This is a genomic window from Streptomyces sp. DSM 116793, from assembly GCF_057320905.1.
In genome coordinates, this window is the sequence record NZ_CM170494.1 from 5,829,441 (window position 1) to 5,847,804 (window position 18,364).

Annotated in this window: 12 protein-coding genes; 3 read left to right on the forward strand and 9 right to left on the reverse strand. The window is 73.9% G+C overall.

Features of this window, described 5'->3' with window-relative positions:
- Window positions 1-283: 283 nt before the first annotated feature.
- From ACSMXW_RS22890 to deoC, 3 genes are read right to left on the reverse strand one after another with little or no spacing between them, the layout of a single operon-like run.
- A complete protein-coding gene (locus ACSMXW_RS22890; protein ID WP_485798919.1) occupies window positions 284-1,327 on the reverse strand; it encodes an aldehyde dehydrogenase family protein in 1,044 nt (347 codons plus the stop codon).
- Window positions 1,320-2,942 (reverse strand): aldehyde dehydrogenase family protein, encoded by a 1,623-nt coding sequence (locus ACSMXW_RS22895; RefSeq protein ID WP_485798921.1) that lies wholly within the window; start codon window positions 2,940-2,942, stop codon window positions 1,320-1,322. The genes ACSMXW_RS22890 and ACSMXW_RS22895 overlap by 8 nt, the downstream gene beginning before the upstream one ends.
- Before the next feature lie 5 nt (window positions 2,943-2,947).
- Window positions 2,948-3,958: a deoxyribose-phosphate aldolase gene (gene deoC, locus ACSMXW_RS22900; protein WP_485808229.1), complete on the reverse strand. Its 1,011-nt coding sequence runs from the start codon at window positions 3,956-3,958 to the stop codon at window positions 2,948-2,950.
- Between the two features lie 765 nt (window positions 3,959-4,723).
- Between deoC and ACSMXW_RS22905 the strand changes: the two genes are divergently transcribed.
- Window positions 4,724-5,716, forward strand: coding sequence for a PH domain-containing protein (locus ACSMXW_RS22905; RefSeq protein ID WP_485798923.1), 993 nt, complete (start codon window positions 4,724-4,726; stop codon window positions 5,714-5,716).
- Window positions 5,717-5,897: 181 nt separating this feature from the next.
- On the opposite strand, the gene ACSMXW_RS22910 is transcribed toward ACSMXW_RS22905, so the two are convergent.
- The 4 genes from ACSMXW_RS22910 to ACSMXW_RS22925 form a co-directional block, all read right to left on the reverse strand.
- Window positions 5,898-7,283 (reverse strand): hypothetical protein, encoded by a 1,386-nt coding sequence (locus ACSMXW_RS22910; protein ID WP_485798925.1) that lies wholly within the window; start codon window positions 7,281-7,283, stop codon window positions 5,898-5,900.
- A gap of 678 nt (window positions 7,284-7,961) precedes the next feature.
- Entirely contained in the window at window positions 7,962-9,704 is a 1,743-nt protein-coding gene (locus tag ACSMXW_RS22915; protein ID WP_485798927.1) for a phospho-sugar mutase, read from the reverse strand.
- A 284-nt stretch (window positions 9,705-9,988) separates the two neighbouring features.
- Window positions 9,989-10,813: a purine-nucleoside phosphorylase gene (locus ACSMXW_RS22920; RefSeq protein WP_485798929.1), complete on the reverse strand. Its 825-nt coding sequence runs from the start codon at window positions 10,811-10,813 to the stop codon at window positions 9,989-9,991.
- A gap of 364 nt (window positions 10,814-11,177) precedes the next feature.
- Window positions 11,178-11,615, reverse strand: coding sequence for a gamma-glutamylcyclotransferase family protein (locus ACSMXW_RS22925; protein ID WP_485798931.1), 438 nt, complete (start codon window positions 11,613-11,615; stop codon window positions 11,178-11,180).
- A 413-nt stretch (window positions 11,616-12,028) separates the two neighbouring features.
- On the opposite strand from ACSMXW_RS22925, the gene ACSMXW_RS22930 reads away from it, so the two are divergent.
- A complete protein-coding gene (locus ACSMXW_RS22930; RefSeq protein WP_485798933.1) occupies window positions 12,029-13,477 on the forward strand; it encodes an NAD(P)H-quinone dehydrogenase in 1,449 nt (482 codons plus the stop codon).
- A gap of 172 nt (window positions 13,478-13,649) precedes the next feature.
- Window positions 13,650-14,624 carry a DeoR/GlpR family DNA-binding transcription regulator gene (locus tag ACSMXW_RS22935; RefSeq protein WP_485798935.1) on the forward strand — a complete coding sequence of 325 codons (975 nt, stop codon included), beginning with the start codon at window positions 13,650-13,652 and terminating at the stop codon, window positions 14,622-14,624.
- Window positions 14,625-15,028: 404 nt separating this feature from the next.
- Here ACSMXW_RS22935 and ACSMXW_RS22940 read toward each other — a convergent pair whose 3' ends face one another.
- Both ACSMXW_RS22940 and ACSMXW_RS22945 read right to left on the reverse strand, forming a co-directional pair.
- Complete coding sequence (locus tag ACSMXW_RS22940; protein WP_485808231.1) at window positions 15,029-15,583, reverse strand: TetR/AcrR family transcriptional regulator; 555 nt, start codon at window positions 15,581-15,583, stop codon at window positions 15,029-15,031.
- A 398-nt stretch (window positions 15,584-15,981) separates the two neighbouring features.
- On the reverse strand, window positions 15,982-17,757 hold the full coding sequence (locus tag ACSMXW_RS22945; protein WP_485798937.1) for an acetyl/propionyl/methylcrotonyl-CoA carboxylase subunit alpha: 1,776 nt from the start codon (window positions 17,755-17,757) through the stop codon (window positions 15,982-15,984).
- Between the last annotated feature and the right edge of the window lie 607 nt (window positions 17,758-18,364).

Here is an 18,364-nt window from a genome sequence, read left to right on the forward strand (position 1 = left end):
CCGCGGGCCGCGTTCTGTGCGCCGGCGCACCGAACGCACACGGTGGGTACGGCGACGGTCACGGGGCGCCCCGGAGGGTCGGCGGCCCAGGCCCCCCGCGGCGGTTCGGGGGCCGGGCGGCCGGGACGGGCGGGACGGGCGGGCGAGCCGCGGTGCACGGTCATGCGAACTGACGGTGTCCGGCGGCGAGAACCGCCGGCACACCGTCGGCGGAACCGCGGGGGGCCGTCGGCCGGAGCCGCCGGAGCCACCGGAGCCGTCGTCAGGAACAGTCCGGGCGGCGTCAGTAGGAGCTGCCGGACACGCCGAGCGCGCCCGTGGGGTGCCACACCGTCTTCGTCTCCAGGAACGCCGTCAGGCGCGCGGTCCCGGGGTCGGCGGTCCAGTCCGGCTCGCCGGAGCCGCCCGGGCCGCCCGGGCCGGCGGGGCCGGCGGGGCCGTCCACAGGCTGTGGACGCAGCACCCGCTTGAGGTTGTCCGCGGCCGCCGTCTCCAACTCCCTGGCCAGTTCGGCGTCCGCGCCCGTCAGGTCGATCGCGTTGACGTCCTGGTGCGCGGCGAGCGGTGCGGCGATCTCCGCCGTACGGCCGGACAGGACGTTGACGACCCCGCCCGGCAGGTCGGAGGTGGCCAGCACCTCGCTGAGCGACAGGGCGGGCAGCGGGGCGCGTTCGCTGGCGACCAGCACGGCGGTGTTCCCGGTGGCGATCACCGGTGCCAGTACCGACACCAGCCCGAGGAACGCCGAGCGCTGCGGGGCGAGCACGGCCACCACGCCGGTCGGCTCCGGCGTGGAGAGGTTGAAGTAGGGGCCCGCGACCGGGTTGCCGCCGCCCACCACCTGGGCCACCTTGTCGGTCCAGCCCGCGTACCAGACCCAGCGGTCGATCGCCGCGTCCACCTGGGCGGCGGCCCCGGCCCCCGAGGGGCCCTCCGCGTCGGCGACCTCGCGCACGAACTGCTCGCGGCGGCCCTCCAGCATCTCCGCAATGCGGTACAGGATCTGGCCGCGGTTGTACGCCGTCGCGCCCGACCAGCCGCCGAACGCCTTGCGGGCCGCCACCACCGCGTCCCTGGCGTCCTTGCGGGAGGCGCGCGGCGCGTTCGCCAGCCAGCCGCCCTTGGAGTCCGTCACCTCGTACACCCGGCCGCTCTCGCTGCGGGGGAACCTGCCCCCGACGTACAGCTTGTAGGTCTTCAGGACACCGAGACGCGTCCCGGCAGGCGCCGCAGAGGGCGCCGAAGCCCCGGACGCCGCAGGGGTCCTGGACAGCGCGGAGGTCTCGGACGCCGCGGGGGTCCCGGACGTGGCAGAGGTCTCAGACATCGAGGTAGGCCTCCAGACCGTGCCGGCCGCCCTCGCGGCCGAAACCCGACTCCTTGTAGCCGCCGAACGGCGAGGTCGGATCGAACTTGTTGAATGTGTTGGACCAGACGACGCCCGCGCGCAGCCTGTTCGCGACGGCCAGGATCCGGGAGCCCTTCTCGGTCCAGACGCCCGCGGAGAGGCCGTACTGGGTGTTGTTGGCCTTGGCGACGGCCTCGTCCGGGGTGCGGAACGTCAGCACCGAGAGCACCGGGCCGAAGATCTCGTCACGGGCGATGGTGTGCGCCTGGGTGACGTCGGTGAAGAGGGTGGGCGCGAACCAGTAGCCCGTCGAGGGGAGTTCGCAGGGTGCCGTCCAGCGCTCGGCGCCCTCCGCCTCGCCGGTCTCCGCGAGCGCGGTGATCCGGGCCAGCTGCTCGGCGGAGTTGATCGCGCCGATGTCGGTGTTCTTGTCCAGCGGGTCGCCGAGACGCAGCGTCGCGAGCCGCCGCTTGAGGGAGTCGAGCAGCTCCTCGGCGATCGACTCCTGCACCAGCAGCCGGGAGCCCGCGCAGCAGACCTGCCCCTGGTTGAAGAAGATGCCGCCGACGATGCCCTCCACGGCCTGGTCGACGGGCGCGTCGTCGAAGACGATGTTGGCGCCCTTGCCGCCCAGCTCCAGGGTGAGCTTCTTGCGTGTGCCGGCGAGCGCCCGGGCGATCTCCTTGCCGACGGCGGTCGAGCCGGTGAACGCGACCTTGTCCACGTCCGGGTGCGCGACCAGCGCCGCGCCCGTGTCGCCGTAGCCGGGCAGGATGTTGACGACGCCCCTGGGCAGGCCCGCCTGGCGGCAGACGTCCGCGAAGAACAGCGCCGACAGCGGGGTCGTCTCGGCCGGCTTCAGGACCACCGTGTTGCCGGTGGCCAGGGCCGGGGCGATCTTCCAGGCCAGCATCATCAACGGGAAGTTCCACGGGATGACCTGGCCCGCGACGCCCAGCGGGCGCGGGTCGGGCCCGAAGCCCGCGTGCTGCAGCTTGTCCGCCCAGCCGGCGTAGTAGAAGAAGTGCGCGGCGACCAGCGGCAGGTCGGCGTCGCGGGTCTCCCTGATCGGCTTGCCGTTGTCCAGCGTCTCCAGCACGGCCAGTTCGCGCGAGCGCTCCTGGATGATCCGGGCGATCCGGAAGAGGTACTTGGCCCGCTCGGCGCCCGGCAGCGCGGACCAGCCCGGGAACGCCCGGCGGGCGGCCCCGACCGCGCGGTCCACGTCCGCGGCACCGGCCCGCGCCACCTCGGAGAGCACCTCCTCCGTGGCCGGGTTGACCGTCTTGAAGACCCGGCCGTCCGCGGCCTCGGTGAACTCGCCGTCGACGAACAGGCCGTACGACGGGGCGATCTCGACGATCGAACGGGACTCGGGGGCCGGGGCGTAGGCGAAGGCGGACGAGGGCGAGGACGGTGATGACGCCGCTGATGGCGATGACGGTGACGGGGGCGTGGTGGGGTGCGCCGTGGGCGCGCCGGCGCGCGCGGCGCGGCCGGATCCGGCGGCGCCCGCTCCCTTCGCGGCACCGGCACCGGACGTGCCGGTGGCCGGCTGCCGCTTCTGCTTGCCCTTGGCTTGGTTCGTGGTCATGAGCGTCAGTCCACCGTCACGTAGTCGGGGCCGGAGTACCGTCCGGTCTTCAGCTTCTGGCGCTGCATCAGCAGGTCGTTCAGCAGCGAGGAGGCGCCGAAGCGGAACCAGGCGGGGTGCAGCCAGTCCTCGCCCGCGGTCTCGTTCACCAGCACCAGGAACTTGATCGCGTCCTTGGACGTGCGGATCCCGCCGGCCGGCTTCACGCCGACCTGTACCCCGGTCTGCGCCCGGAAGTCGCGTACCGCCTCGAGCATCAGCAGGGTGTTCGCCGGGGTGGCGTTCACCGCGACCTTGCCGGTGGAGGTCTTGATGAAGTCGGCGCCCGCGAGCATGCCCAGCCAGGATGCGCGGCGGATGTTGTCGTACGTGGACAGCTCGCCGGTCTCGAAGATGACCTTCAGCCGCGCGGCGCCGCTCGCCTCCTTCACGGCGCGGATCTCGTCGTACACCTTCAGGTAGTGGCCGGCCAGGAAGGCGCCCCGGTCGATGACCATGTCCACTTCGTCGGCGCCCGCGGAGACCGCGGAGCGCACGTCCGCCAGCTTCACGTCGAGCGCGGCGCGGCCCGCGGGGAAGGCGGTGGCGACGGAGGCGACCTTGATGCCGGTGCCGGCGACGGCCTCCTTGGCGGTGGCCACCATGTCCGGGTACACGCAGACCGCGGCGACCCGCGGCGTGCCACGGTCGGTGGGGTCCGGGTGCGCGCCCTTGGCGCCGAGCGAGCGGACCTTGCCCGGGGTGTCCGCGCCCTCCAGGGTGGTCAGATCGATCATGGAGATGGCCAGGTCGATGGCGTACGCCTTGGCCGTGGTCTTGATCGACCGGGTGCCGAGGGCCGCGGCACGCGCCTCCAGCCCGACCGGATCGACCCCCGGGAGGCCGTGCAGGAAGCGGGTCAGGGCACGGTTGGACGCGGTGGCGTCGGCGAACGGGGTAAGGGCGGGTGGGGCGGCGGACGGTACGGGCGCGGGCGGGGCCGCGTCCGGGGTGGTGTCGTGTGCGGTGGTGGGCATGGTCACGAGGGGAGCATATCTACACGCGTAGCGGCGGTACAGGGGAGCGGGTTCGGTGACTGCGTTCCGGGGGCGCCGCCCCCCAACGCCCCGCCCCTGGGTTCGTTCCCGTGTGCCGCCCGGTGGGGCTCGTTCGCGCAGTTCCCCGCGCCCCTTTTGGGATCTCGCCGGGGTCCTTGCGGTTGGGTTCCCTGTGCCGGCTGGTGGGGCTTGTTCGCGCAGTTCCCCGCGCCCCTTTTGGGATCTCGCCGGGGTCCTTGCGGTTGGGTTCCCTGTGCCGGCTGGTGGGGCTCGTTCGCGCAGTTCCCCGCGCCCCTTTTGCGGTGCACGTGGGCCCAGGGGCAGCCCCGGCCTGCCCAGGGGCGCGGGGAACTGCGCGACCAGCCACGACGGGGCTGTAGCGGGCCGCCGGGAGGAGGGGGCAGGTGCTGTTCAGGGGCGCGGGGAACTGCGCGAGAGACCACGACGGACCTGTAGAAGGTCGCCGGGAGGAGGGGCAGGTGTGGATCAGGGGCGCGGGGAACTGCGCGAACGGTCGTGATGAGAGCTGCGCGATCGGTACTGACGCGGAAGGGGCCGTTTCCGGGGTGCCGCCCGTGCCCGTGAGGTGTGACCAGGGCGTGATTCAGGCGGACGGCGGGCGTCAGGCAGAATCGCGGTATGACGACCTCCGAGCCGGGACCGCGGCGTGCACAGCAGGAAGAGGACGCGTCGCGTGCGGATGACGCGCCCGACGCGGATGCGCGCGATGCGGACGTTGCGGGCGTGAGCGAGGCACCGGAGGACGGTGCCGACTCGGCTGCCGTGCCCGCCGGTGACGATGACCGTGCCGGCGGTGTGCCGGAGGACGTGCCGGGCTCGGCGGACGTGGCCGGAACCGCCGAGGAGGCCCCGGCGGCCCCGGCGCAGGTGGCCGAGGGGGACCAGGTGGCCTCGGCGGCCGACGTACCGGAGGAGGGCCCTGTGGCCGGGGTGCCGGAGGGGGATCCGGTGGCCGACGTGCCGGAAGGGGCTCAGGTGGTCGGGGCAGAGGCATCCGTAGGGGGCGTGCCGGATCCCGGGGAGCCGGTGGCCGTGCCCGAGCGCGAGCCCTCCCCGGACCGTGTGTACCGCTCCGGCGGCGGCATGGCCGGCGGCGTCCTGCTCCTGGCGCTGGTGGCCTGGCTGGGGATCGACGCGCTGGTCAGCGGGCAGGGCCGCACCCCCTGGCTGGCGCTGGCGACGATGCTGCTGCTGGTGCCGCTGGTGACCGCGTTCACCCTGCGGCCCGCCGTGTACGCGAACGAGGAGCGGCTGCGGGTCCGCAACCCGTTCCGCATCATCACCCTGCCCTGGGGCGCCGTCTCCGCCCTGCGCTCCGGTTACTCCAACGAGGTGCTGGACCAGAGCGGCGCCAAGTACCAGCTGTGGGCGATACCCGTCTCGCTGCGCGCCCGCAAGAAGGCCGGCCGGGAACGGTTGAAGGCCACCGCGGGGGAGTCGGGACAGCGTGCTGGAGGCCCCTTCGGTGGCGGCCGTCCCCGAGGGCTCGCCGGTGCCTTCGGCGGCGCCGCGGAGCCCGTGCGCACCCGGTCCGGCGACGTGGACCCGACCCGCGCCCCGACCGACCGCACCATGGACGACCTGCGTGAACTCGCCGGGACCTGGGCGGACGACGCCGCCGCGCAGGGCGAGCCGGAGGTCCGCTGGTCCTACGAGGTGCTGGCCCCCGCCCTCGCGGGGCTGATCCTGCTCGTGGTCCTGCTCGCGGTGGGGTGACGGCGGCCGTCACGACGCTGACGAGACCGTGCGGGGACGTGGCCCGGTGGCCGGCCGACGGCGCGTCGGGGCCGGGCGCCCGGTTTCCAGGGCCCCTCCTGGGGTGCGGCCCCCGGTGGAGCGGTGAACCGGATGCGGTCACAGGTCGACCGCCGGCACCGGCCGCGGCGGTGTCCCGGGCTCACGGGGCGCCGCGCCAGACCAGCAGCATGTAGGCGCCCCAGTAGGCCGAGGCGCAGACCGCCGCCGTTGTGACGAGGATCATCTGGCGCGGGCGGGCGCGCGCCAGGAGCAGGGCCACGGGGAGCAGCAGCGGGAACGCGGGGAGCAGGAACCGTCCGCGGGGCGGGTAGACACCGCCGCTGCCCAGCGTGATGATCAGCAGCAGCCCCGTGAAGACGAGCAGGGGAAGCGGCTGCCGGTCCGCCACGGAGAGCAGGAAGAGCACCGCGGAGACCAGCAGGGTGACCGTCACGAGAATCAGGTGGAGCTGGGGCGTGGGGTCGTGCGAGAACAGCTCGCGGACCCACCGCCAGGTCTCCTCGCCGCCGTCCCACTGGTTGTGCCACAGCCGCTGGACGGCGAAGTAGCCGTCCCACCGGCCGGCGCGCACCCCCACCCAGGCGAGGAAGCCGACCCAGCCCGCCGGGGCGAGCAGGACCCCGACGAGCACACGCGGCGAGCAGCCACGCAACCGCCCCGCCCCGCGGACCCCGGCCCTCACTGCGCCCGCAGCCCGTGCCGCCGCCCTGCTCGCCGCCCCGGCCTCCGCCCCGCCCCGCACCGCGGGCGCGGCCTCGTCCGTTGCCCTGGGGCGTGCTTCGTCCGTTGCCCCGGGCGTCGTCCGCCACTGGCGCCACAGGGTGGCCAGGCCCGTCACGGCGACCGCGGTGGCCAGGGCCACCCCCGTGGGGCGGGTCAGGCCGGCCAGGGCCGACAGGGTGCCGGCCCACAGCCAGCGGCCGGTGAGGACCGCGTACAGGGACCAGGCCGCGAGGGCAGTGAAGAGGGATTCGGTGTAGCCCATCCACTGCACCAGGCCGGTGGGCAGGGCCGCCCAGAGGAGGGTGAGCAGGAGGCCCGCCCGGCGGCCGTGCAGCCGGTCGCCGACGGCGAAGACGCCCCACGCGGCGAGGAACGAGGCCGCCACCGCGAGCGCGACCCCCACCGCTGCCGCCGGCCCCGGCACGACCGCGGCCAGCGCCTTCACCAGCAGCGGGTAGAGCGGGAAGAAGGCCAGGTCCCGTGCCTGCCGGACGAGGCCGAGCCACGGCGCGTAGCCGTGCTCCGCGATGCGCAGGTACCACACGGAGTCCCACTCCGTGCCGAGCATCGGCCAGACGTCCAGGCGCCGCCGGTGCGCCCACGTCATCAGGACCAGCAGACCCAGCAGGCGCACCCCGGCATAGCAGCAGAGCGCCGGCGCCGCCGGCCGCAGCGCCCTGCCGACGCGCCCGCGCCCGCCGGCCGGCCGTCCCGCCGGCGTACTGCGTCCGCCCGGCGCGCCCGCCGGTGCCGTCGGCGGCGAGTACCCCGGTCGGCGGTGGCGCTGACGCGGCGGTCCCATCCGTGCGGGGCGCCTGCGCCGGGCGCCCGGCAGCCCGCCCGGCAGCCCGCCCGGCACCAGTGCGGGCAGCAGTCCGCCGAGCCGCGGGCCGGCCTCGGACGCCGGGCGCGCGGAGACGGCCTCGGAGGGCGGGTGCGTCGAGAGGGCTGACTGCTGGTGCGTGGAGACGGCGGCCGGGTGGCGCCGGGCGACGGTGCGTGCGGTGGACGGTGCGCCTGGCGCATCGGCCGCCGCCGCGCCACGTGCGGTGCGCGCCGGAGCGAGGGGCGCGCGTAGGGCGTGCGCGGCGACAGCGCCCGCGGGGGCGGGCGGTGCCGGAGCAGCGGGCAGCGGACCGGCGGGCAGCGGATCCGCGGGCCCACGACCGGCGGACGTCGATGAGGGAGGCGTCGGTTCGTGCGGCGCGGACTCGCGAGAGGCCGGTTGGTGAGGCGTCGGTTCGGGAGGCGCCGGGGGCGTGGGTGTGGACACTGCGGCAGCTCCGGGGACGGGGGCAGGGCTACCGGTGAACGGTTCCTCCGCCCGCCGCCCCCGTAGGGCCCGCTGCGTCGACTGCCGCGTGGAAATCACCCGGCGGGGCGAATGCGGGCCGCCGTCCGCCGGGTACCGGGCTCAGCGTCGCCAGCGCGGGGCGGAGGGCGTCGCGCTGGACGCAGGGCTCCGCGCCGGCCGCCGGGCTCAGGCCTCCGCTGGAGCCGGGAGGCCCGCGGTGGAGGCCAGGTCGCGCTTGAGGGCGGAGAGGCGTTCCGCCGCCGTGGCGCGGGCCGCCGGGAGGTCCGCTCGGGAGGCGATCGGCACCACGACCTCCAGGTAGCACTTCAGCTTGGGCTCCGTACCGCTCGGGCGGACGATGACGCGGGCGCGGTAGTCGCCGTCGCCGTCCAGGGTGTAGCGCAGGCCGTCCGTGGGCGGCAGCCCCGCACCGCCCTCCGCCAGGTCCTCGGCCGCGCGCACGGACAGGCCCGCCAGCCGGGTCGGGGGGTGCGCGCGCAGCCGGCGCATCGCGTCCGCGATGACGGACAGGTCGTCGACGCGGACCGAGAGCTGGTCGGTGGCGTGCAGGCCGTGCTCGACCGCCAGGTCGTCCAGCAGGTCCGGCAGCGTCCTGCCCTCCTCCTTCAGCTGCGCGGCCAGCTCGGCCACCAGCAGCGCGGCGGTGATGCCGTCCTTGTCGCGGACGCCCTCGGGGTCGACGCAGTAGCCCAGGGCCTCCTCGTAGCCGTAGCGCAGGCCCGGCACCCGGGCGAGCCACTTGAAGCCGGTGAGCGTCTCCTCGTGCCGCAGGCCGGCGGCCGCGGCGATCCGGCCGAGCAGCGAGGACGAGACGATCGACGCGGCGAAGGTGTCCCGGGGGCCGGCCGACGCGACCGCGCTCGCGTCCCCGCCCGCGCCCCGGCGGACCAGGTGGGCCGCGAGGAGGGCGCCCACCTCGTCGCCGCGGAGCATGCGCCAGCCGGCCGCGGCGGAGGCGTCGGGCACCGCGACGGCACAGCGGTCCGCGTCGGGGTCGTTCGCGATGATCAGGTCGGGGGCGCCGGCGTCCGGGCCCGCCCCGGCGGCCAGGGCGCGCGCGGTGGCGAAGGCGAGGTCCATCGCGCCGGGCTCCTCGGGGTTGGGGAACGCGACGGTGGGGAAGTCGGGGTCCGGCTCGGCCTGTTCGGGGACCGGCACGGGAGCGGGGAAGCCGGTGCGTTCGAAGGCGGCCCGCAGGGTCTCCCCGCCGACGCCGTGCATCGGCGTGTACACGATCCGGACGTTCCGCGGCGAGTCCTCGGCCGGCACGGTGCCCGCCCGGTCGAGATACGCCCCGAGGACCTCGTCGCCGAGTGTCCGCCACCCGCCGTCCGGCCGCGGCACCTCCGCCAGCGCCCCGACCGCCGCGATCTCGGCCGCGATCTCGCCGTCCACCGGGGGCACGATCTGGGCGCCGTCGCCCAGGTAGACCTTGTAGCCGTTGTCGCGGGGCGGATTGTGGCTGGCGGTGACCTCCACGCCGGCGACGGCACCGAGGTGCCGGATGGCGAAGGCGAGTACGGGCGTGGGCAGCGGGCGGGGCAGGACCGCGGCGCGCAGGCCCGCGCCGGTCAGCACGGCCGCGGTGTCCCGGGCGAACTCGGCGGACATGTGCCGGGCGTCGTATCCGATCACGACGAGACCGGGGTCGCCGTCCTGCTGCCGGGCGGTGAGGTAGCGGGCCAGGCCGGCGGCCGCGCGGATCACGACCGCGCGGTTCATCCGCATGGGCCCCGCGCCGAGTTCGCCGCGGAGCCCCGCGGTGCCGAACTGGAGCGTGCCCGCGAACCGCGCGGCCAGCTCGTCGCGGTCCCCGGCCCCGATCAGCTCGGCCAGCTCCTTGCGGGTGACCGGGTCCGGGTCCTCGGCCAGCCAGGCCTCGGCCCGTGCGATGAGTTCGTCCTGCACCAGTTCTCAGCCTCTCGTATGTACGTATGACCGGCGGTACGGCGGTACGTGTGACCGGCTCCGACGCATTCTCTTCGGCACACGCAGGGTGCCGTATGCGACGGAGCCGGTTGCGGCCGGGGCCGCGGCCCGCGGGCGCTCACCGCCCGTGCGCGCCGCGTAGGGAGGCGCCAACGCCCCCGATGCCAGGCCCCGTTCCCCTGCGGGGCGCCGTCACACGCCGGGCGCGTGCTCCCGGCGTGCGGTCCCGGAGGGTGCGTCGAGTGCGGTGCCGGCGTGCGGTCTCAGATGCGCGGCAGCACCTGTGCCAGCAGGCCGCCCATCCGCGTCGCCGCGTCCCGTCCGGCCTGCAGGACCTCCTCGTGGTTCAGCGGTTCGCCGGTCATCCCCGCGGCCAGGTTGGTGACCAGCGAGATGCCCAGCACCTCGACGCCCGCCTCGCGCGCGGCGATGGCCTCCAGGGCCGTCGACATGCCCACCAGGTCGGCGCCGATCGCGCGCGCCATCCGCACCTCGGCGGGGGTCTCGTAGTGCGGCCCGGGGAACTGCGCGTACACGCCCTCCGTCAGCGAGGGGTCTATCTCCTTGCAGAGGGCGCGCAGCCGCGGGGAGTAGAGGTCGGTGAGGTCGACGAAGGTGGCGCCGACGATGGGGGAGGTGGCGGTGAGGTTGATGTGGTCGCTGATCAGCACGGGCTGGCCCGGGTACATGCCCTCGCGGAGCCCGCCGCAGCCGTTGGTCAGGACGACGGTCTTGCAGCCGGCCGCCGCGGCGGTCCGCACGCCGTGCGCGACGGCCGCCACGCCGCGGCCCTCGTAGTAGTGGGTGCGGCCCAGGAAGATCATGGCCCGCTTCTCGCCGATGCGGTACGAACGGACCGTGCCCACGTGGCCCTCGACCGTCGGCGGCGGAAAGCCCGGCAGTTCGGTGACGGCGAACTCGTGCTCGGCGGTGCCGAGGGCGTCGACCGCCGGAGCCCATCCAGAGCCCATCACGAGGGCGACGTCGTGGGTGTCGGCACCGGTCAGCCCGCGCAGGCGCGCGGCGGCGGCGTCGGCGGCGGCGTGGGGGTCGCTCTGGATGTCGTCTGGGAGAAGAGATGCGTTCACGTGGTTGAGGGTAGCCGGTCGGGGCCTACGCGCGTAGATGCGGGACGGATCGAGGCCCGCCCCGTTTCCAGCGGCTTCCGGCCACCTGGTGGTGGCGGGGGGAACTGCGCGACCCGGCCACCTGGCAGGGGCGCGGGGAACTGCGCGACCGGCGACGGTGAGACGGTCGGGTCGTCACCGTCCGAAGGGGGCCCCGCCGTCCGAAGGGGGCTGTCGCCCTCCGAAGGCGCCTGTCGCCGTCCGAAGGCGCCTGTCGCCGTCGTGTTCGGGCCGCCGGCCGGTGGTGGGGTGCGCGCGTGGTTTCCGCGCGCTCCTGGCGGGGTGCCGGTGGCCGCCAGGCCACCCGTGACGGGGTGGACAACGCTCAGCAGGGCCGTTTGCGCAGCTCCATCACGTAGTCGTACGGCGCCCCCGCCGACTCCGCCGCGTCCGCGAGCTCACCCAGGTAGCGGGCCGAGGGCAGCCCGCCCTCGTAGCCGTTGAGCACATACGTCCAGGCCGGCTCCTCGCCGTCCAACGTGTGCACGCGCACCCTCGTGCGGCGGTATATGTCGAGCCCGACTCCCTCCCAGCGGTCCATCGAGTCCTCGTCCGGCGGCGCGATGTCGTACAGCGCGACGAAGACCTGACATCCCGGGGCCTCCACGATGGTGGCCAGCGCTCCCTCCCAGCCCATGTGCTCGCCTCCGAAGGTCAGCCGCCAGCCGTTCAGCCAGCCGGTGGCGCGCATCGGTGAGTGCGGAGCGCGGCGGGACATCAGCCGCGCATCGAGATTGCCCGCGTACGCGGCGTAGAGCGACATAGCGACGAGGGTACGGCAGCGTGGCCACCCGGCCCCCGTGCGGGAGATGGGCCGTTCCGGCGAGCGGCCCCGCCCGCGGTGGCTCCCGCGGGAGCACGCGGACGGCCACGGCGGCGAGGCTGGACGCCACCGGCCGGGCGGGAAGGCCTCCCGGGGAGGGTGGGATCGCCCCGGGGGCGAGGCGGGACGGTCTCTGGGCGGGACCGGGCGGGACCGGGTGGGACCGGGTGGTTCCCGGGCGAGGCGGAGTGACCCGCCGCGTGGCGGCCGGGCCCCGCGTGAGGCGCGGCACGGCCCCGGGGCGTGGCGGCCGGCTCCGCGTGAGGCGGAACAGGCCCAGGGCGGGCCGCGCCGCCCCCCGGAGCCGGGCGGGGAAGGGCCCCGGGGCGAGGTGCGGCGGGGAGTGCGGAACAATGGGGTACGTGACTCGGATCGTGATCATCGGTGGCGGACCCGGCGGATACGAGGCGGCCCTGGTGGCCGCGCAGCTCGGCGCGGAGGTGACCGTGGTCGACTGCGACGGCCTGGGCGGCGCCTCCGTGCTCACGGACTGCGTGCCGTCGAAGACCCTGATCGCCACCGCCGAGGTGATGACCACCTTCGACTCCTCCTACGAAGAGCTGGGGATCATAGTCGCCGACGACACCCCGCCCCTGGAGCAGGCGGCGCGGGTCGTCGGAGTGGACCTCGGCAAGGTCAACCGCCGGGTCAAGCGCCTGGCGCTCGCCCAGTCGCACGACATCGCGGCCGCCGTCACCCGCGCGGGCGCACGCGTCAAGCGCGGGCGCGCACGCCTCGACGGGCAGCAGGCCATCGACGGTTCGCGCCGGGTGATCGTCCGGGTGGCCGACGGCACCGAGGAGACCCTGCACGCGGACGCCGTGCTGATCGCCACCGGCGGCCACCCCCGCGAGCTGCCGGACGCCCGCCCGGACGGCGAGCGGATCCTCAACTGGACGCAGGTGTACGACCTGGACGAGCTGCCGCGGGAACTGATCGTGGTCGGCTCCGGCGTCACCGGCGCCGAGTTCGCCGGTGCCTACCAGGCACTGGGCTCCAGGGTCACGCTGGTCTCCAGCCGCGACCGGGTGCTGCCCGGCGAGGACCCGGACGCCGCCGCGGTCCTGGAGGACGTCTTCCGGCGCCGCGGCATGAACGTGATGGCCCGCTCCCGGGCCCAGTCCGCCAAGCGGGTGGGCGACCGCGTGGAGGTCACGCTCCAGGACGGCCGGGTGATCTCCGGCACGCACTGCCTGATGGCCGTCGGCGCCGTCCCCAACACCGCAGGGATGGGCCTGGAGGAGGCCGGGGTCCGGCTCGAGGAGTCCGGGCACATCTGGACCGACAAGGTCTCCCGCACCTCCGCGCCCGGCGTGTACGCCGCGGGCGACGTCACGGGCGTCTTCGCCCTCGCCTCCGTCGCCGCCATGCAGGGCCGGATAGCCATGTACCACTTCCTGGGCGACGCCGTCGCGCCGCTGGACCTGAAGACGGTGTCGTCGAACGTCTTCACCGACCCCGAGATCGCCACCGTCGGCTACAGCCAGGCCGACGTCGACGCCGGCCGGATCGACGCCCGGTCCGTCAAGCTGCCGCTGCTGCGCAACCCCCGCGCGAAGATGCAGGGCATCAGGGACGGCTTCGTCAAGATCTTCTCCCGGCCGGGCACCGGCATCGTGGTCGGGGGCGTCGTCGTCGCCCCGCGCGCGTCCGAGCTCATCCACCCGATCTCGCTCGCGGTGGACAACAATCTGACCGTCGAACAGATCGCCAACACCTTCACCGTCTACCCGTCGCTGTCCGGGTCGATCGCCGAGGTGGCGCGGCAGCTGCACACCCGGAAGACCGGGGACGGCGGCTGACCACGTGAAAGGGGCGCCCGGGGGCGCCCGAGCCGCCGGTGTGTGCGCCCCGCGTGTGCACTGTGTGAATGTGCCAGACGCTTATACCACTCCGTGGTGCACGTTGCGAACAACTTCTGTTATTCGGCGGAAACTGCTGAAAGCAGACGGTCGCCGGGTTACTGTCAGTTTCGTGTTCGCTGCAGAACGTCGCCAATTGATTCTTGAAATGGTGCGGGCCAATGGAGCAGTGTCGCTCCGGGAGCTCGCCCGTGTCGTCCAGACCTCCGAAGTGACCGTTCGGCGGGATGTGCGCGCCCTGGAGGCCGAAGGGCTGCTCGACCGCCGGCACGGTGGCGCGGTCCTGCCCGGCGGGTTCACCCGCGAGTCCGGGTTCCCCCAGAAGTCGCATCTGGCCACCGCGGAGAAGACGGCCATCGCCGATCTCGCCGCGGGCCTGGTCGACGAGGGCGAGGCCATCGTGGTGGGTGCCGGCACCACCACCCAGGAGCTCGCCCGCAGACTCGCCCGGGTGCCCGGCCTGACCGTCGTCACCAATTCCCTGCTGGTGGCGCAGGCCCTCGCGCACGCCAACCGCGTGGAGGTCGTGATGACCGGCGGCACCCTGCGCGGTTCCAACTACGCCCTCGTGGGCAGCGGTGCCGAGCAGTCCCTCCAGGGGCTGCGGGTGTCGCGGGCGTTCCTGTCCGGCAGCGGTCTGACCGCTGAGCGCGGACTGTCCACGTCGAACATGCTCTCCGCCAGCGTCGACCGTGCCCTGGTGCAGGCCGCGGGTGAGGTCGTGGTCCTCGCCGACCACACCAAGCTCGGTACGGACACCATGTTCCAGACCGTTCCGACCGATGTGATCACCCGTCTGGTCACGGATGATCCGCCCGCGCATGACGATCGGGCCGCGACCGAGCTTCAGGCGCTGGCCGATCAGGGGGTGCAGATCACTGTCGCGGGGGCCGCGGAGTCGGAGTCGGCGCCGGCGCCCCCGCCGTCCGCTGCGGCGGCCCGTCCGCCGCGGCGGGACGTCTCGCTGCCCGGGCCGCGGCGGCAGGTGCCCGGGTCGGGGGCGCCGCTGCGGAGTGCTCCGCCTGTGATCGGTGGGGAGCCTCCGGGGGGTGAGCGGGCCCGGGTGGCGGACCTGCGGCGCCGCTGATCGGCCGGGGCTCGCCCCGGCCGGGGGCCCTGCTTCTCGGGGGGCGCCGTGTGGGGGTGGAGGCGGTCGCCGGGTGCGGGTGGGGTGTGGTTGTTTGCGCAGTTCCCCGCGCCCCTTTTTTGGGGGGCTGGTTGTGTCCGGTGGGGGTTCGTTGCCGGGTGCGGGTGGGGTGTGGTTGTTTGCGCAGTTCCCCGCGCCCCTTTTTGGGGGGGCTGGTTGTGTCCGGTGGGGGTTCGTTGCCCGGTGCGGGTGCGGTGGGGGTTGTTCGCGCAGTTCCCCGCGCTCCTGTCCTGGGCATCGGCGTGGCTCCCGGGGTTCGTTGCCGGGTGCGGGTGCGGGTGCGGGTGCGGGTGCGGGTGCGGTCGGGTTGTTCGCGCGGTGCCTCGCGCCCCCCTTGGGGCGGGTCAGCAGGGGTCTGTCGTCAGGCCCCGGAGGGTGAGGGTGAGGAGGCGGTCGGCGAGGCCGGGGTCGTCCGGGGTTTCCTCGGCGGCGAGGGCGATCGCGTTGGTGAGCTGGAGCAGATCTCCGATGGAGACGTCCTCGTGCACCGCGCCCGCCCGCTGCGCCCGCACCAGCAGCGCCTGCCCCGCCGACCGCATCGGGTTGCTGCACCGCCGCAGCGCGGAACTGTCGTCGTGCGAGGCCGACATGAGGGCGTGTGACAGGCCCCGGTACTCGCTCGCGTGCGTGATGATGGCACGCAACCACGCGACCAGCGCCCGGCACGGCCGCGGGGCGTCGAGCAGCGCGTGCGAGCGGGCCAGCAGATCGGCGACCGCGTCCTCGAAGACCGCGCTCATCAGCGCGTGCCGGTTCGGGAAGTGCCGGTACAGCGTGCCGATGCCCACGCCCGCGCGGCGCGCGACGTCCTCCAGCGGAGTGTCCGTGCCGTGCTCGGCGAACGCCGCCCGGGCCGCGGTGAGCAGCCGCTGGTAGTTGCGCCGCGCATCGGCCCGCATGGGACCGCGCCGCCCGGGAGCTGAGGCGGGGCGCAGGCCGGGGGCGGAGGCGGGCACGGGGCCGGCCGGCCGCCCGGCCGGGGTGCCGGAAGCCGGCGGAATACGCGCGGCGACGCCATGACCGGCGTCCTGCTCGCGGACCTGATTGCTCACCGCTGGGGTCCTCATCGGTGCTCGGGGACGGGGCACACGCGAACGACGCAGGGAAACGGGCCCGCAACGCGCCCACCCCCCTGCGCGGGTGCGCCTCCACGGTAACCCGGCGCGGCGGGGCCGTTACGCCCCATCAGGCAACCCGAGGGACTCCTCCCGAACGACCCGGGGCCCGGTCGAGTCGCACTCGACCGGGCCCCGGCTCGCGGGCCGCCCTCGGGGACAGGCCCTGACACCTGACCGGCTCAGTCCTTGATTTCGCAGATGGTGGCGCCGGAGGTGAGGGAGGCGCCGATTTCGGCGGTGAGGTTTTTGATGGTGCCGGAGCGGTGGGCGTTGAGGGGTTGTTCCATTTTCATGGCTTCGAGGACGACGATGAGGTCGCCTTCTTTGACTTCCTGGCCTTCTTCGACGGCGATTTTGACGATGGTGCCCTGCATGGGGGAGGTGAGGGTGTCGCCGGAGGTGGCGGGTCCGGATTTGCGGACTGCTCGTCGTTTGGGGCGGGCTCCGGCGGCGAGGCCGGTGCGGGCGAGGGACATGCCGAGGCTGGCGGGTAGGGATACTTCCAGGCGTTTTCCGCCGACTTCGACGACGACTGTTTCGCGTCCGGTGTCGTCTTCTGTATCGGGGGTTTCGGTGGGGGTGGTGAAGGGGGTGATGGTGTTGTTGAAGCTGGTTTCGATCCAGCGGGTGTGGATGGTGAAGGGGTCTTTGGAGCCGGTGAGTTCGGGGGCGAAGGCGGGGTCGCGGACGACGGCGCGGTGGAAGGGCAGGGCGGTGGCCATGCCGTCGATGTGGAATTCGTCGAGGGCGCGGGCGGCGCGTTGGAGGGCTTGTTCGCGGGTGGCGCCGGTGATGATGAGTTTGGCGAGGAGGGAGTCCCAGGCGGGGCCGATCACGCTGCCGGTTTCCACGCCTGCGTCGAGGCGGACGCCGGGGCCGGTGGGTGGGGTGAAGGTGGTGACGGTGCCGGGGGCGGGGAGGAAGTTTCGGCCGGGGTCTTCGCCGTTGATGCGGAATTCGAGGGCGTGTCCGCGTGTGGGTGGGTCGTCGTAGCCGAGGACTTCGCCGTCGGCGATGCGGAACATTTCGCGGACGAGGTCGATGCCGGTGACTTCTTCGGTGACGGGGTGTTCGACCTGGAGGCGGGTGTTGACTTCGAGGAAGGAGATGGTGCCGTCGTTGCCGACGAGGAATTCGACGGTGCCGGCGCCGACGTAGCCGGCTTCTTTGAGGATGGCTTTGGAGGCGGTGTGGAGTTGTCGGTTCTGTTCGTCGGTGAGGAAGGGTGCGGGGGCTTCTTCGACGAGTTTTTGGTGGCGGCGTTGGAGGGAGCAGTCGCGGGTGGAGACGACGACGACGTTGCCGTGCTGGTCGGCGAGGCACTGGGTTTCGACGTGTCGGGGTTGGTCGAGGTAGCGCTCGACGAAGCATTCGCCGCGGCCGAAGGCGGCTACTGCTTCGCGGACGGCTGATTCGTAGAGGTGGGGGACTTCGTCGAGGGTGCGGGCGACTTTGAGGCCGCGGCCGCCGCCGCCGAAGGCGGCTTTGATGGCGATGGGCAGGCCGTGTTCTTCGGCGAAGGCGAGGACTTCGTCGGCGCCGGTGACGGGGTCGGGGGTGCCGGCGACGAGGGGGGCGCCGGCGCGTTGGGCGATGTGGCGGGCGGCGACTTTGTCGCCGAGGTCGCGGATGGCGGTGGGGGGTGGGCCGATCCAGATGAGGCCGGCGTCGAGGACGGCCTGGGCGAAGTCGGCGTTCTCGGAGAGGAAGCCGTAGCCGGGGTGGATGGCGTCGGCGTGGGAGTCTTTGGCGGCGCTGAGGACTTTGGTGATGTCCAGGTAGCTGGTGGCGGGGGTGTCGCCGCCCAGGGCGAAGGCTTCGTCGGCGGCGCGGACGTGGAGTGCGTCGCGGTCCGGATCGGCGTAGACGGCCACACTCGCGATACCCGCGTCCCGACACGCCCGGGCCACACGGACCGCGATCTCACCACGGTTGGCGATCAACACCTTACGCACGATGGCTCCCTCCTTGCTCTGTATTCCGGGGTACACCCCCGGACCCCGTTGCCGGGGTACATCCCCCGGACCCCCGGCTCAGTGCACCCGAGCGGGTGCCCGGCAGATCATCGTGCCGAAGACGTCGCTGCAACACCCCGATTTTAGGGACTGCCGACACGGGCTTTCGACCTGTTCCCAAGGGTGAGGTTCCCCACACGCAGCGTGCAGCGCTCGTCGCCCCTACCGCGAAATCCCTTGTTCCGCCTGGTAGGAGGCTCCCTGTGAGGAACCTTAGCCGTCGAAGGGGCCTTGGGTCTCTGTGAGAGCGTGCTGCGGCTGATTGGGTTTCTTTGTGGGTTCCCTACTACGGCACACGGGTTTTCTGTCACCACTCTCCACCCGGTCGCCGGCCCCGAGCCAGGCGATGCCGCTGGGCGCCGTCACACGGAGCACCCTCGCCCCTCCCGCACAGCGGTGCTGAGCGCGCGTGTCCTCCCGGGTGCGGCGAGGCGGCGCCCGTCCGTTCGCCCGTGCCCCGGCGAGACCCGTCCCCGGGCCTTGCCGGGGTGTGTACCCATGAGTAGCCTGCGCGGTGTTCCGGACCTCCCCGGCCGCCTCGCCGGCC

Bases quoted from the DNA above. Each gene is read 5' to 3' on its own strand.
- ACSMXW_RS22890 (WP_485798919.1), bottom strand. From the start codon at position 1,327: ATGTCTGAGACCTCTGCCACGTCCGGGACCCCCGCGGCGTCCGAGACC.
- ACSMXW_RS22895 (WP_485798921.1), bottom strand. From the start codon at position 2,942: ATGACCACGAACCAAGCCAAGGGCAAGCAGAAGCGGCAGCCGGCCACC.
- deoC (WP_485808229.1), bottom strand. From the start codon at position 3,958: ATGCCCACCACCGCACACGACACCACCCCGGACGCGGCCCCGCCCGCG.
- ACSMXW_RS22910 (WP_485798925.1), bottom strand. From the start codon at position 7,283: ATGGGACCGCCGCGTCAGCGCCACCGCCGACCGGGGTACTCGCCGCCG.
- ACSMXW_RS22925 (WP_485798931.1), bottom strand. From the start codon at position 11,615: ATGTCGCTCTACGCCGCGTACGCGGGCAATCTCGATGCGCGGCTGATG.
- ACSMXW_RS22930 (WP_485798933.1), top strand. From the start codon at position 12,029: ATGGGGTACGTGACTCGGATCGTGATCATCGGTGGCGGACCCGGCGGA.
- ACSMXW_RS22940 (WP_485808231.1), bottom strand. From the start codon at position 15,583: ATGCGGGCCGATGCGCGGCGCAACTACCAGCGGCTGCTCACCGCGGCC.